Annotated in this window: 13 protein-coding genes; 9 read left to right on the top strand and 4 right to left on the bottom strand. The window is 26.2% G+C overall.

The annotated features are described in order from the left end of the window. The first annotated feature begins 116 nt into the window (after positions 1–116). Positions 117–1,496 (top strand): ABC1 kinase family protein, encoded by a 1,380-nt coding sequence (locus AFAEC_RS04755; protein ID WP_257119357.1) that lies wholly within the window; start codon positions 117–119, stop codon positions 1,494–1,496. A 63-nt stretch (positions 1,497–1,559) separates the two neighbouring features. Here the strand turns inward: AFAEC_RS04755 and AFAEC_RS04760 are convergent, their stop codons facing one another. Further along, a complete protein-coding gene (locus tag AFAEC_RS04760) occupies positions 1,560–1,976 on the bottom strand; it encodes an Hsp20/alpha crystallin family protein (RefSeq protein WP_026805767.1) in 417 nt (138 codons plus the stop codon). Between the two features lie 201 nt (positions 1,977–2,177). Between AFAEC_RS04760 and AFAEC_RS04765 the strand changes: the two genes are divergently transcribed. After that, positions 2,178–2,696 carry a lipocalin family protein gene (locus tag AFAEC_RS04765; RefSeq protein WP_026805766.1) on the top strand — a complete coding sequence of 173 codons (519 nt, stop codon included), beginning with the start codon at positions 2,178–2,180 and terminating at the stop codon, positions 2,694–2,696. 47 nt (positions 2,697–2,743) lie between these two features. Here the strand turns inward: AFAEC_RS04765 and AFAEC_RS04770 are convergent, their stop codons facing one another. Further along, a complete protein-coding gene (locus AFAEC_RS04770; protein WP_026805765.1) occupies positions 2,744–4,513 on the bottom strand; it encodes an ABC transporter ATP-binding protein in 1,770 nt (589 codons plus the stop codon). Positions 4,514–4,597: 84 nt separating this feature from the next. Here AFAEC_RS04770 and AFAEC_RS04775 point away from each other — a divergent pair, with 84 nt between their 5' ends. The 7 genes from AFAEC_RS04775 to AFAEC_RS04805 all read left to right on the top strand — a co-directional run bounded on the left by AFAEC_RS04775 (position 4,598) and on the right by AFAEC_RS04805 (position 9,653). Then, complete coding sequence (locus AFAEC_RS04775; RefSeq protein WP_026805764.1) at positions 4,598–4,840, top strand: DUF1104 domain-containing protein; 243 nt, start codon at positions 4,598–4,600, stop codon at positions 4,838–4,840. Beyond that, the gene (locus AFAEC_RS04780; RefSeq protein ID WP_026805763.1) at positions 4,830–5,498 is read left to right on the top strand and encodes a response regulator transcription factor; all 669 of its coding nucleotides are present in this window, start codon (positions 4,830–4,832) and stop codon (positions 5,496–5,498) included. Before AFAEC_RS04775 ends, AFAEC_RS04780 begins: the two co-directional genes overlap by 11 nt. Next, entirely contained in the window at positions 5,455–6,648 is a 1,194-nt protein-coding gene (locus AFAEC_RS04785; RefSeq protein WP_026805762.1) for a sensor histidine kinase, read from the top strand. The genes AFAEC_RS04780 and AFAEC_RS04785 overlap by 44 nt, the downstream gene beginning before the upstream one ends. Further along, positions 6,636–6,974: a hypothetical protein gene (locus AFAEC_RS04790; RefSeq protein WP_026805761.1), complete on the top strand. Its 339-nt coding sequence runs from the start codon at positions 6,636–6,638 to the stop codon at positions 6,972–6,974. The genes AFAEC_RS04785 and AFAEC_RS04790 overlap by 13 nt, the downstream gene beginning before the upstream one ends. 63 nt (positions 6,975–7,037) lie before the next feature. Continuing rightward, positions 7,038–7,541 carry a glycine zipper 2TM domain-containing protein gene (locus tag AFAEC_RS04795; RefSeq protein ID WP_026805760.1) on the top strand — a complete coding sequence of 168 codons (504 nt, stop codon included), beginning with the start codon at positions 7,038–7,040 and terminating at the stop codon, positions 7,539–7,541. A 42-nt stretch (positions 7,542–7,583) separates the two neighbouring features. Beyond that, the gene (locus AFAEC_RS04800; protein ID WP_026805759.1) at positions 7,584–8,096 is read left to right on the top strand and encodes a 3'-5' exonuclease; all 513 of its coding nucleotides are present in this window, start codon (positions 7,584–7,586) and stop codon (positions 8,094–8,096) included. Positions 8,097–8,342: 246 nt separating this feature from the next. Next, entirely contained in the window at positions 8,343–9,653 is a 1,311-nt protein-coding gene (locus tag AFAEC_RS04805; RefSeq protein WP_026805758.1) for a hypothetical protein, read from the top strand. 82 nt (positions 9,654–9,735) lie between these two features. Here AFAEC_RS04805 and AFAEC_RS04810 read toward each other — a convergent pair whose 3' ends face one another. After that, positions 9,736–10,941, bottom strand: coding sequence for an ABC transporter permease (locus tag AFAEC_RS04810; RefSeq protein ID WP_026805757.1), 1,206 nt, complete (start codon positions 10,939–10,941; stop codon positions 9,736–9,738). 1 nt (position 10,942) lies between these two features. Continuing rightward, positions 10,943–13,561: a preprotein translocase subunit SecA gene (secA, locus tag AFAEC_RS04815; protein ID WP_026805756.1), complete on the bottom strand. Its 2,619-nt coding sequence runs from the start codon at positions 13,559–13,561 to the stop codon at positions 10,943–10,945. Positions 13,562–13,574 lie beyond the last annotated feature (13 nt).

Below are 13,574 nucleotides of genomic sequence, written 5' to 3' on the forward strand. Positions count from 1 at the left end.
TTTTACTATCTCTTTTTTTACTTATTAAAAAAAGGGATAGCTTTTTATTTATTAAACCTTTAAAACCAAAAAAACTAAAAGAGACTATTTTTTATTTGGGAGCTAGTTTTATAAAATTGGCACAAGTATTGGCAACTAGGTCTGATTTTTTCTCAAAAGAGTATTTAGATGAGCTAAAAGAGCTACATGATAAGCTTCCAAAGATGTCTAAAGATGATTTTGAAGTAGTTTTTAGAGACTCTTTTAAAGAACACTTTTTTAAAAAATTTGAGAATGAACCAATAGCAAGTGCATCAATAGGACAAGTTCATATTGCATATTTACAAGATAATACAAAAGTTGCTGTAAAACTTAGAAGAAAGCATATAGAAAAACAAGTAAGAGTTGATATAAAAATATTAAATTTCTTTAATAGAGTTTTTAGACCACTTTTTTCATACTATACAAAAAATTCAATAGATGCTGTTATAAATGAGTTTTCAAGTATGATAAAAGATGAGACGAATTTAAGTATTGAGCTTGAAAATCTAAAGAAGTTCTCTAAAACTTATGAAAATAGTGGAATTTTATTTCCCAAGCCCTATGAAGAGTTTTGTAGTAGTGATGCTATTGTTATGAGTTATATGGAAGGTTTTAGATTTGATGATAAAAACTCTTTAGAAAAATATGATATAGATTTTAAAGAAATTATTTCAAAACTTGTGAATTTTTATACAGAACAAATGCTAATAAATGGTTATTTCCACGCAGACCCACATCCTGGAAACTTGCTTGTAAACCAAAATGGAGATCTGATTTTACTTGATTTTGGAATGGTAAAGAATATCTCAAATGATACAAGAGTCTCAATAATTGAGTTAATTGATGGTGCAAATAGAGCAGATTTTGAAACTTTTGTAAGAGCAAATAAGAGATTAGGAACTATTAGTTATGAGGCTCCAGAAAGTTTGATGGTAGAGTTTAGCCAAAAAATGTTTGATATATTTTCAAATGATAATTTATCTAGTGAATCTATGCAAAAACTAGCTTTTGAAGTCTTAGAAAGTACAAGAGATTTACCTTTTAAACTTCCTAGTGATGCTGTTTATATATTAAGAGTTAGCGCTATTATTGAAGGACTGGGAACAACTTATATAGAAAATTTTAATGGTGTAAAAGATATTTTACCAATTTTAAAAGATAATATTCCAAAAGCATTGGGTTATAAAACAACAATTACTGAAAATATTATTGATGAACTTGAAAGTTTTCCAAAGCTTATAAAATCTTTCAAACAGATGGTACTTAAGAGTTCAAAAGGTGAACTTGAAGTTTTACTAAATAAAGAGCAATTAGAGTTTGTACAAAAAGATTTAAAAGAGTATTTTGGCTCTTATTTTAAGCTTTTTGCTTTAATCTTATTTGGACTGTTTTTGATTTTTTATGATGAAAATTTGAAAAATATTGCTTTGTTTTTAGTCTCTTTTGGATTTTTAAGAGTGATATTTTTTAAATAAGCTTCTAAGAAAACTTAGAAGCTTATTTTAAGTAAAGAGTGCATAGATTTGAACTAAAGGCTATTATTTAATCTCTATAGATTTTTTTGAGATATCCTCTTTTAATTTTGGAATGACTATCTCTAAAACTCCATTATCATTTTTTGCTTCTATATTTTCAATATCGGCATTATCAGGTAGTGTAAAACTTCTTGAGAATTTTCCGAAATATGTTTCAACTTTATAGTAATCTTCTTGTTTTATCTCCTCTTTTGTTTTTCTTTCTCCACTAATTGTTAAGATACCTTTATTTATATCAACTTTAATATCCTCTTTTTTTACACCTGGTAAATCAACATCTACATAGAATCCTTTTTCATCTTCTCTTGTATTTACAATAGGTACAAAAGCTGTAACTCCTTCATTATTACTAACTTGATTGTAGAGATTTTTCTCTATCTCTTTTAACTGTTTAAATGGGTCAAATTTTGTTAAAAACATTGTGAACTCCTTTTAAAATATGTATAACTTGATAGTATTTATATCAAGTATTGAAATATTATCAAAAATATTAGCACTTGTCAAGATAGAGTGCTAATATTTGTATAAATATATAAACTAACAAAAAATAACTACAAAAAATCTTTTGTTTCCTATAAATTTATAAATAAAAAGATTTAAAATTAAATGTAAGGAAAATTTATGAAAATATTTAGTTTATTTGGAGTTGTTTTTTTATCTTTGTTTTTTACATCTTGCAGTACGAAACAAACTGATTTAAAAACTGTAGAGAAAGTTGATTTAGAAAGATATCTTGGTACTTGGTATGAAATAGCTAGATATGAACACTCTTTTCAAAAAGATTGTAAAAATGTAAAAGCAAACTACTCTTTACGAGAGGATAAAAAAATCCAAGTTGTAAATAGTTGTACAAAAATTTCTACAAATGAGTTTAAAGATGCAAAAGCTATTGCATATAGTGTTGATGAGACAAATAGTAAGTTAAAAGTTAGTTTTTTTAGACCATTTTATGGTGATTATTGGATATTAGATTTAGATAAAGATTATAAATATGTAATTATTGGGACTCCATCAAAAGAGTATTTATGGATACTTTCAAGAGAAAAAATTATGAATGATGAGCTTTTAAATAAATTATTAGAAAAAATTACGAGCTTAGGATTTGATAAATCTAAACTTATATATACAATACAAGAATAGTTTATATATTTTGAAAAGTAAAATTAACCCTCGATTTAAATTAAGGGTTAATTATTTGTAAGTTGATGTTTTACAAACTCCATATAATGACCTTTTTTATCTTCTAGCTCATTATGAGTTCCACTTTGTACAAGTTTTCCATCATCTAAAACATAAATTTTTGAAGCATTTTTAACTGTACTTAATCTATGAGCTATTGTAATAACTGTTTTATCTTTTAAGATTTCTTCTAGATTTTTAAATAGTTTTGTCTCAGTATGAACATCAAGTGCTGAAGTTGATTCATCAAAAATAACCACACTTGGATTTGCTAAAATCATTCTAGCAATAGATAATCTTTGTCTTTGACCTCCACTTAATCTTATCCCCATTTTCCCAACAACAGTATCTAAACCATCTGGTAAGTTTTCAAGCATAGTAGATAATTCAGCAATTTTTAAAGCTTCTATAATTTTTTCATCTTCTATATTTTCACCCATTGTAAGGTTAAATCGTAAAGTGTTATTAAATAATATTGGCATTTGAAGAACTAAAAAGATATGCTCTCTTAAGCTTTTTTTTGAGATTTCATCTATACTTATATTGTTATATAAAATATCTCCATCACTTTTTGCATAAAATCCAGCAATTAGTTGTGAAATGGTTGTTTTTCCACTTCCACTTGCTCCAATAATTGCTACTTTCTCACCACTTTTTATAGAAAAACTAATATCTTTTAAAGTAGTTTTCTCTTTTGTATAAGAGAAGCTTAGATTTTTTAATGTTATATCGACTTTTTTATCTTTTATCTCTAATTTTCCATCTTTTTCAGTTTGTAAATCTAAAACTTTATTTATTCTAGTAATAGCAGCTTTTGCACTAGCAAGTGAGTATTGAATAGATAAAATCTCTTGAACAGGAGTCATAATAAACCAAATATATCCAAACATAGCAAACATAAGACCAATAGATAAATCACTATAAGCTACCAATAAAAGTCCAGTTGCTCTAAATATTTCAAAAGCAAAAAGAAAAATAGTGTAAGAAAATTTTTCATAAGCTACACTTTTATAGTTAAACTCATTTGAAGCTACTTTTATATCTTGTGCTTTTTGTATTGAAGTATCAAAAAAACTTTTTTCTTTGTTACTTGCTTTTATTTGTGAAAATAGGTCAAGAGTTTCATTTATATTATTTTGAAAAGTTTCAATTGCTGCATTTTCCTCTTTTTTTAGTTCACCTGTTTTTTTTGCTATTCTTCTTGAAATTATTGCAATTGTTGGTTGTGTTAAAAGTATCATTAAACCTAAAATTAGATCTATTTTAATAATTACAAAACCAACAGCTAAAAGAGTTAAAGTTGATGTTATCAGTTTACTTGAAACATTTACAATAAAACTATCTAAAGTATTTACATCAGTTATTAGATTTGCTGCAATTTTCCCACTACCAATACTTTCATACTCATTCATATTTACTTTTTTTAGATGATTTAAAAGTTTTACTCGAATATCAAAAATTACTATTTTTGATATTTTTGTAAATATTTTTGTATTAATTACTCCAAAAATAAAGTGTAAAGCTCTTAAAACAATAACAACAACTGTAACAATAGCAACATAGTAGAAAGCACTACCACTTCCAAAAAATTTATCTATATTATTTACAAAAAAATCTGGTTTATTTAATAATACTTCATCAACTAATAAAGGAAGTAAAAGTGGAATTGGAACACTAATTAATATTCCAATAATAGTAAAAATTTGTCCCCAAATAAGAGATTTTTTGTTATTTAATAGAAGTTTATATATAGATTTTAAAGATATTTTTTCATTCATGGATTTATTATATCCATTTTTGGCTATAATCAACAATTATTATACAGTTCTTTTATAGTATTAAAATAAAAAAAGTTGGGTTTTATGGGAAGAGGTTTTTTATTATTTTTATTATTATTTGGATTTACTTTTGCAAAAGAGAACTATAGTCAAATGAGTACTCAAGAGTTAATTGAGATTATTGGTTTTGTTGATGAAAAAGATAGAGTTGCTTTTCAAAAAGAGCTTGAATTTAGGCTTCCAAAGATGAGTCTAAACGAAAAAGCTCAATATGAAAAGAGATTACAAGAGATACCAGAAAGAAAGATAATTGAAGATGAAGAGTAAAATTTTATTATTAGAAGATGATTATAATCTAAGTGAGACTGTTGCAGAGTACTTTCTTGATGAAGGTTTTGATGTAGTTTGTGTATATGATGGCGAAGAAGCAATAGCTAAAATATATGAACAAACTTTTGACCTATTTTTATTAGATGTAAATGTTCCAAATAAAAATGGCTTTGAAGTTTTAAAAGAAGCACGAGCAAATGGTAAAACAACTCCAGCAATATTTATAACATCTTTAAACTCAATGGATTCTTTAGAAGAAGGGTTTACTAGTGGTTGTGATGACTATATTAGAAAACCATTTGAATTAAAAGAACTACAACTTAGAGTTCAAACTTTAATCAAAAAAGAGTTTTCAAAAAAGAATGAAATAATCCAAATTGCCCCAAATATTACATTTAACTCTATCTCAAATGAACTAAAATGTGATAATGAAGAGATAAAATTAAATTTAAAAGAGTTAAAACTTTTAAAACTATTTTTACAACACCCAAATGAACTTCTATCTCATGATAAAATTTATGACTTTGTATGGGATTATGATGAAGAGTATAGTGATAACTCTTTAAGAACTTATATAAAAAATCTTAGAAAAATTTTAGGAAAAGATACAATTGTTAGCCTTAAAAAACTCGGGTATAGATTTATCCAAGAGTGAAACTAGAACTATTATTGGGTTTAGTTTAATCTACTCAATTTTAGTTTTGGTTATTTTGGGAGTTATCTCTTTTTTATATTATCAATTTAAAAAAGATTTAATGCTTCAAGATAAAAGACAAACTCTACAAAATTACTCAAATAATCAAATATCAAATTTAAAAGAGTTACATATAAATATTGATAAATCAAATATTTATCCAAGAGATGAAAAGTTTAATTCGGCTATTTTTGATAGTTCAAAAAAAAAGATTTTTTCAACTTTGATTATGAATGATGTAAATTTAGATGAAGTTATATATTTAAAAGATGGTTATATTCATCTAATAAAAGAGCCAGAATCATACTATTTGGGTTCAAAATATGTAATTGTTGAAATAGAAGATGATAATATTTGGTTTATAAAAATCAAATATAAGATAATTTTCTGGTTTTTTATAGCATTCTTTATTCTACTTTTGATTGGTTATTTTATTGCAAAACTATTTTTAAGACCAATGAGAGAATCTATTTTAATGCTAGATAGATTTATAAAAGATACAACTCATGAGTTAAATACTCCAGTAGCAGCAATTTTATCAAATATACAAATGATTGATAAAAATAGTATTGATGAAAAATTGGCAAAAAAAATAAATCGTATAGAAATAGGGGCAAAAACTATTTCAAATATTTATGAAGATTTGACATTTATCTCTTTAAATAATCAGATAATTTCAAATAATGAAGAATTGAATTTATCACAGATTTTAAGACAAAGAGTTGATTTTTTTAAAGCCATAGCAAATAGTAAAAAAGTTGAGTTTCAATTGGATATCAAAGAAGATATTTTTATAGTTTGTGATGTTAAGAAACTATCAAAATTAATAGATAATATTTTATCAAATGCAATAAAATATAATAAATTTCAAGGTTTTATAAAAGTTAGTTTGAAAGATAATCTTTTAGTTATTGAAGATAGTGGTAAAGGGCTTAGTAAAGAGAACTTGAAAAGTCTATTTACAAGGTATAAAAGATTTGATAAAAGTGTAGGTGGCTTTGGAATAGGGCTTAATATTGTACAGATGATAGCAAAAGAGTATAACTTTAAAATAGATGTAATCTCAAAATTAAATGTTGGAACAAGGATAAAAATAAGATGGCAAGAGTAGTAGTTTTTTTATGTTTAATAGTTAGTTTTAGCTTTTCAAATCAGAAAAATATTTATGAAAAAAATTGTGTAGCTTGTCATAATAGAATTCCTGTTAGTATAGATAAATATTTTTATAGATATTTGCTTGAATATAGTAGTGAAAAAGATGTAAAAGAAGCAATGTTCCAATTTATAAAAAAACCCACTTTAGAGAAGAGTTTGATGTCAGAATCACTTATAAAAAGATTTGGTTTAAAAAAGAAGACAAAATTAAGTGATGAAGCATTGAGAGAAGCTTTAGATATTTATTGGAATGAATATAATCTTTTTGGAAAATTAAAATAATTTTTCACAATATATTCACAAATCAAAGATAATCTTTCATAATTAAAATTTCAAGGATAATTTATGAAAAAAGTTGTATCAATATTTTTAATTTCAAGTTCTTTTCTTTTTGCTAATAATAATTCTATAGGATTAGATACTGTAATAGGTGCAACTTTAGGTGTTGCTATTGGAAATCAAATAGGGCATGGAAGTGGAAAAGATACTGCTAAAGTTACAGGTGGGATTTTGGGTGCAGTTGTAGCAAATAGTACAAGAGCAAATGAGAACTATGTTTCAAACAACTATTATGGAAATCCAAATAATGTTCAATATAATAATGGTTATTATGATCCTGAATATGAAAAAACTAATACAGTTATAAATAATTACTACTATAATGACCCATATTATAGAGCAAATCCACAAATTTCAATAAATTATGTTGGAGGGTTTTATGATAGAGGATATTATAGACCTCCCCATTTTGCTCCAAGACCTTACTATAAACCACATTATGGACCTGGACATCATAGACCTAATAATGGAAAGACTACTGTTTATGGTGGTTTCTCACATTCAAGATAACTCAAAGCCTTTGCTTTGAGTTAAAATATTGTAAAATAAAAAATGATAATTTTAGATTTTGAGACAAATACACATAATATAGGTGATGTTTTTGAAGTTGCAGCTGTTAAAATAGATAAAAATTTTAATATTTTAGATAAATTTCATAGATATTATCTTTCAAGATACCCTTTAAATTTCTACTCATATGCTGTTCATAGATTAACTCCCGAATTAATAATGGATTATAGAAAAGATAAAACATATAGTTCATATTTTAGTGAAGATTTAGACTTTGAAGAGTTTTGTAAAGGAAGTTCTACTTTAGTAGCACATAATATAAGTTTTGAATTGAGGCATATAAATAGTAGAGTAATTTTTCAAAATCATATTTGTACTATGCAAAAGAGTAAAAATCTTGTAAAATCATACGGAAAAGATGGAAGATTAAAAAATCCAAAACTTGATGAGGCTTGTAACTATTTTGGAATAGAGTTTGACTCTTCAAAATATCATAGTGCAACCTATGATGTTAGTAAAACTTATGAGGTTTTAAAAAGAATATCATCAATCTAAGCTTGAATTTTCTTAAAAAATAATATTAATCTCAATAAAGAGCTTTCCATGAATATGGAATGATTCCAAAAAAGTAGACAAAAATTTATTCAGTTAATTAAAATAACAATTTAGAGAAGATTATAGAAATACTTGAAGAAAAAGAAGATTGGATTTATATTTTATATATTTCAAAAGATAATAAAGAGATAAAATCTTGGATACCAAAAAATGCTTTAATAAATTAAATAATATAAAAGAGAAAATATGAAAATTCTACAATTGTTATTACTTTTAGTAATTTCACTATTTGCTAAATATCCATTAAATGAAGGGCTTTATATAAATGAACTTGATGATGTAGTAATAGAGATAAGAAATAGTGTTGATAAGAGTTATTTTACTTTTATAAGGTCTGAATATCCTAAACCTGATAACAAAATAGAGGTTTTAAATAAAGATGAAAAAGTATATCTTATATTTAACTATAATGATGATGAAAAAAATGTAAACTTTACAAAAACGGCAGTTGTTGAAAATATAGACTCCTTTTTTATGAAAGATGAAGTTAATCAAAATGATGTTAAATATAGTCGTATAACTTCATTAGAAGCTTTTGAAGTATTATTAAAAGATGTAAAATCAATAGAAAAATATAATAATTTCCCTATAAATTCTTTACAAAGTCAATTTAGGATGAATATTAAAAATATTAAAATTTATAGTAATATAGCACATTATTTTTATGAGATAAATGAATATCAACAAGCTATGGAAATTTTAGTAGATATTTTAGAATATTTTACTAATCGTACAAAAGACCACTATAAACTTGCCAAAAGTATGGAAAAGCTTTTAGATAAAAAGGATATATATTATATAAATGAAACTAGTATAGATAAACATTATCTTAGTTATATAGCTCAAATGCTATATGATAAAAGAGATTCAGAAATTCCAAAAGAGTTGATGTATAGATACTCAAAGTACATAGATATTTTAATTGAACTTAACAATTTACAAAAAGAAAAATATCAGGTTTTAGATATAACTCAAGGTGATTTAAATAAAGATGGTTTAGATGATATATCTTTAGTTATTGAGACTGTTGAACCAAATAAAATAGAAATTGGAAACTATTATTTTGATTCTTCTAATATAAATGAAAGAGTATGGTTAGTATTTTTAAATAGTAATGATAAATATGAATTAGTTGCTAAAAATAGTAGTTTAATATATTCAAATGAAAGTACAAATTGTGATGATTCATTTGATAATATTGAGATAAAGAAAGGGAGCCTATTTTTATATACTCATTATTGGTGTAGTTCTGGTGGTTGGGGACAGGGAAATAAGAGATATCAATTTATATATAGAAATAATAAATTGATTTTGGCAGGAACAGAAGAGTTTCATGATAGTAGAGCTGATGGAACTGGAGAAATGATAAGTACAAATTATCTTACAAAAAAGCAAATTATCCAACAGACAATACACCATGGAGATCCCGAAGGAAAGCCTAAAATAGTAACTTTAGAATTTAAAACACCAATTGAATTTAATGATGCTAAAGAATGAATATAAAAATGATTTATATGTAAATTGTAGTTTTATTAATTTTAATTTGACTAATTTAAAACTTTAAGAAATAAGTAAAAGTTTACTCATTTCTTAATACATCAATTACATCTATTCTTGTAGCACGACTAGCAGGATAATAAGATGATAAAAGAACTATTATAACAGCTCCAACAATAATAGAGATAAAATCACTAAGAGCTAAATCTAAAGGTAATTTGGCACTTCCATAAACATCTGCTGGAAGAGATACAATATCAAAAGTATCTAGTAAAAAGTAACCAAAAAATCCTAGAATAATTCCTAAAATAATCCCACCAAAACCAATAATTGTACCAACCCTTAAGAAGATTGATTTAATCTCTTTTGAACTAGCTCCCATTGATAAAAGTAGGGCAATCTCTTTTCTTCTACTCATTACCGTCATTAGAAGTGATGAGATAATATTTAATGAAGCAACTAAAATAATTAGCATTAAAACTATAAATAGTGCTGTTTTTTCCATCTTCATAGCAGCAAAAAAGTTTCCATTTTGTTGCCACCAACCAACAACTCCTACACCATCTTCTTTTAATGTAACTCTTAATTTTTCTATATCTGTAAATGCATCATCTGATAAGATATGAATTCCATCATAAACATTTGGCTCTTTTTGAAGTAATGTTTGTAACGCTTCAATAGTAGTGTACATATATGCTTTATCATAGGCATTTAAACCAGAACGAAATGAACTAAGATAGTTAAATCTTTTCATTTTTGGCATTAAAGAAAAACCAGCTGGATTTAATTCTGTAAAATATAAAGTTACTTTACTATCATAGGCTAGAAGAAGTTTATCACTTATTCCAATCCCTGTTATTAAATCAAATTTATTTATAAGTTGATCTTTTACAGCCTCTTTATAAATGGGATTTATTTCGGCTTCATTTTGAGGAATTACACCAAAAATCATACCTCCACTCATATTATCACCATTTTGAACTATTGCTTGAGTTGATACAAAAGGAGAGAATTTAAGTTTTGGGTACTCTTTTATAAGTTTATTTAAAAGCTCTTCATTTACACTATTTGCCATTTTTGGATATATTGTAAGAGGATAATTCATAGTAAAGAGTTTTCTTTCAAACTCTTTTGCTGTTCCATTCATAATTGCCATTGATAAAATTAGAACCATAACCCCAATAGCAACTCCAACAAAGGCCAAAATAGCACTAATAGAGATAAATGGATTTTTTTTATCAAATCTTAAATATTTTTTTACAATAAAATTTACTAAAGTTTTATTCAAATTAATTTCCTGCTGCAAGTCCTATTTTTGGACCACTTTTCCCACAACATTGCTTATATTTAAGACCACTTCCGCATGGACAAGGGTCATTTCTTGCAATTTTTTTATCACTAGCTAAAACAGCTTCTCTTGCTTTATTTGTAGTTTGATGCTCTGTTGCTTTTTCCATAGAAGCTTTCATTCTTTCTAGTGCTTCTTGCTCTTTTTCTTTATCTTCTTTGCTTTGTAGTTGTACTGCAAAAAGTATTTTGATAATCTCTAATTTTATGCTAGAAACTAACTCTATAAACATATTATAAGACTCTTTTTTATACTCAACAAGAGGGTCTTTTTGATTGTAACCTCTAAGTCCAATTCCAGTTTTTAGAGTATCCATTGAGTATAAATGTTCTCTCCACGCATTATCTAAAATTTGAAGGTATAAGATTCTTTCTATTTCACTTTTTTGTTTAGGGTCAGCAACACTCATTTTTTTCTCATAAACATCTTTTAAAATAGTAATTAATCTATCTTCTAAAGATTCATAATCTTCACTTTTTATATCTTTTTCTTCAATTATAAAGTGAAGCTCATCTTTTAATCTTGCAACAATTTGTGAGTAATCAAACTCATCTTCACTCATACCTTGAAAAATATTTGAGCTTACAAGAAGATTTTTTACATAATCAACTCTATTTTCATCTATTTTTGAAGCAATATCATAATCCTCTTTTAGTAAATCATTTCTAAAAGCATAGATAACTTTTCTTTGTTCATTTGCAACATCATCATATTCTAAAAGATGTTTTCTACTTTCAAAGTGCATTGATTCAACTTTCTTTTGAGCATTTTCAACTGCTCTTGTAACCATTTTTGACTCAATATATTCACCCTCTTTAATTCCAAGTCTTTCCATAATTCTTTTTATTTTATCGCTTCCAAAAATTCTTAAAAGATTATCTTCTAAACTTAGGTAAAATTGAGATTCTCCAACATCTCCTTGTCTTCCACTTCTTCCTCGAAGCTGATTATCTATTCTTCTACTTTCATGTCTTTCTGTTCCTATGATTGCTAATCCACCAAGAGCTAAAATTTCATTTGTTAATTTAATATCAACTCCCCTTCCAGCCATATTTGTAGCAATTGTTACTGCACCTTTTTGTCCTGCATCAGCGATAATTTTTCCTTCTTTTTCGTGTTGTTTTGCATTTAAAACAGTGTGAGGGATTTTTTTATCAGCTAAAATTTTATGAAGAAGTTCACTTTTTTCAATACTTGCAGTTCCTACAAGAACAGGTTGTCCTTTTTCATGATACTCTTTGATTTTATTACAAACAGCTTCAAATTTTTCTCTCTCACTTTTATAGATTAAATCGCTTTTATCAGCTCTTTGAACTCTTAAATTTGTAGGGATAGATACAACATCTAAATTATAAATTTGAGCAAATTCTGTTGCTTCTGTTTGAGCAGTTCCTGTCATTCCTGAAAGTTTTTTATACATTCTAAAGTAGTTTTGGTAAGTTGTATCTGCCAAAGTTTGGCTCTCATCTTGAATAGCAACTTTCTCTTTTGCTTCAAGTGCTTGATGAAGTCCTTCACTAAATCTTCTTCCTTCACTAAGTCTTCCTGTAAACTCATCAACAATAATAATTTGATCATCTTTTACAACATAATCAACATCTTTTTGAAAAATATAGTTTGCTTTTAGTGCTTGGTCAAGTGAATGAGAAAGCATTGCATTTTCAATTGAATATAAATTCTCAACTCCAAAAAGAAGTTCAGCTTGTTCATGTCCTTGCTCTGTTAAAATAACTGATCTATTTTTCTCATCTACAATAAAATCACCAGTTGTTATAGGCTTATCAGCTGGATTTTTTGGCTCTATTAATTCACCACGAACTAGTTTTAAAGCTATTTCATTTGCCTTTACATAGTTTGAGTTTTTGTGATTTGTTGGACCAGAGATAATTAAAGGAGTTCTAGCTTCATCAATTAAGATTGAATCTACTTCATCTACAATAACAAAATTGTGTCCTCTTTGAACTTTATCTTTTAGGTCATAAACCATATTATCTCTTAGATAGTCAAATCCTAAAGAGCTATTTGTAGCATAAGTAATATCACAATTATATTGTTCTCTTCTTTCAGAATCATCTTTTATTGAGTCTGTTAAAGCACCTACGCTAAAGCCTAAAAATTCATATAAAGGTTTAAGTTCATTTGCATCACGGCTAGCTAGGTAATCATTTACAGTTACAACATGTACACCTTTTTTACTAAGTGCATTTAGGCAAACAGCAATAGAACCAACAAGAGTTTTTCCTTCTCCTGTTTTCATCTCTGCAATTCTTCCATCATTTAAAACCATAGCACCAATAAGTTGAACATCATAAGGTCTCATATTTAAAACTCTTTTACTAGCTTCTCTTGTGATTGCAAAAGAGTCATTTAAAACATCATTTAGTGTTTTTTCTTCGTTTTGTACAGCAGTTTTTAACTTATTAAATTCACTTTTTAGTTCATCATCACTTAGCTCTTGATATTTTTTTTCTAAAAGAGTTATATCATTCGCTCTTTTTCTATATTTCTTTACTTCTCTATCATTTTTTGTACCAAAAACTTTTGAAAAAACATTTAACATAAAATTAGTTCCT

Source organism: Aliarcobacter faecis, assembly GCF_013201705.1.
Taxonomy (GTDB): Bacteria; Campylobacterota; Campylobacteria; order Campylobacterales; family Arcobacteraceae; genus Aliarcobacter; species Aliarcobacter faecis.

Excerpts from the sequence above, each read along its gene's own strand:
- AFAEC_RS04790 (WP_026805761.1), top strand. The coding sequence starts at position 6,636 with ATGGCAAGAGTAGTAGTTTTTTTATGTTTAATAGTTAGTTTTAGCTTT.
- AFAEC_RS04760 (WP_026805767.1), bottom strand. The coding sequence starts at position 1,976 with ATGTTTTTAACAAAATTTGACCCATTTAAACAGTTAAAAGAGATAGAG.
- AFAEC_RS04770 (WP_026805765.1), bottom strand. The coding sequence starts at position 4,513 with ATGAATGAAAAAATATCTTTAAAATCTATATATAAACTTCTATTAAAT.
- AFAEC_RS04800 (WP_026805759.1), top strand. The coding sequence starts at position 7,584 with ATGATAATTTTAGATTTTGAGACAAATACACATAATATAGGTGATGTT.
- AFAEC_RS04780 (WP_026805763.1), top strand. The coding sequence starts at position 4,830 with ATGAAGAGTAAAATTTTATTATTAGAAGATGATTATAATCTAAGTGAG.
- AFAEC_RS04775 (WP_026805764.1), top strand. The coding sequence starts at position 4,598 with ATGGGAAGAGGTTTTTTATTATTTTTATTATTATTTGGATTTACTTTT.
- secA (WP_026805756.1), bottom strand. The coding sequence starts at position 13,561 with ATGTTAAATGTTTTTTCAAAAGTTTTTGGTACAAAAAATGATAGAGAA.
- AFAEC_RS04805 (WP_026805758.1), top strand. The coding sequence starts at position 8,343 with ATGAAAATTCTACAATTGTTATTACTTTTAGTAATTTCACTATTTGCT.
- AFAEC_RS04765 (WP_026805766.1), top strand. The coding sequence starts at position 2,178 with ATGAAAATATTTAGTTTATTTGGAGTTGTTTTTTTATCTTTGTTTTTT.
- AFAEC_RS04795 (WP_026805760.1), top strand. The coding sequence starts at position 7,038 with ATGAAAAAAGTTGTATCAATATTTTTAATTTCAAGTTCTTTTCTTTTT.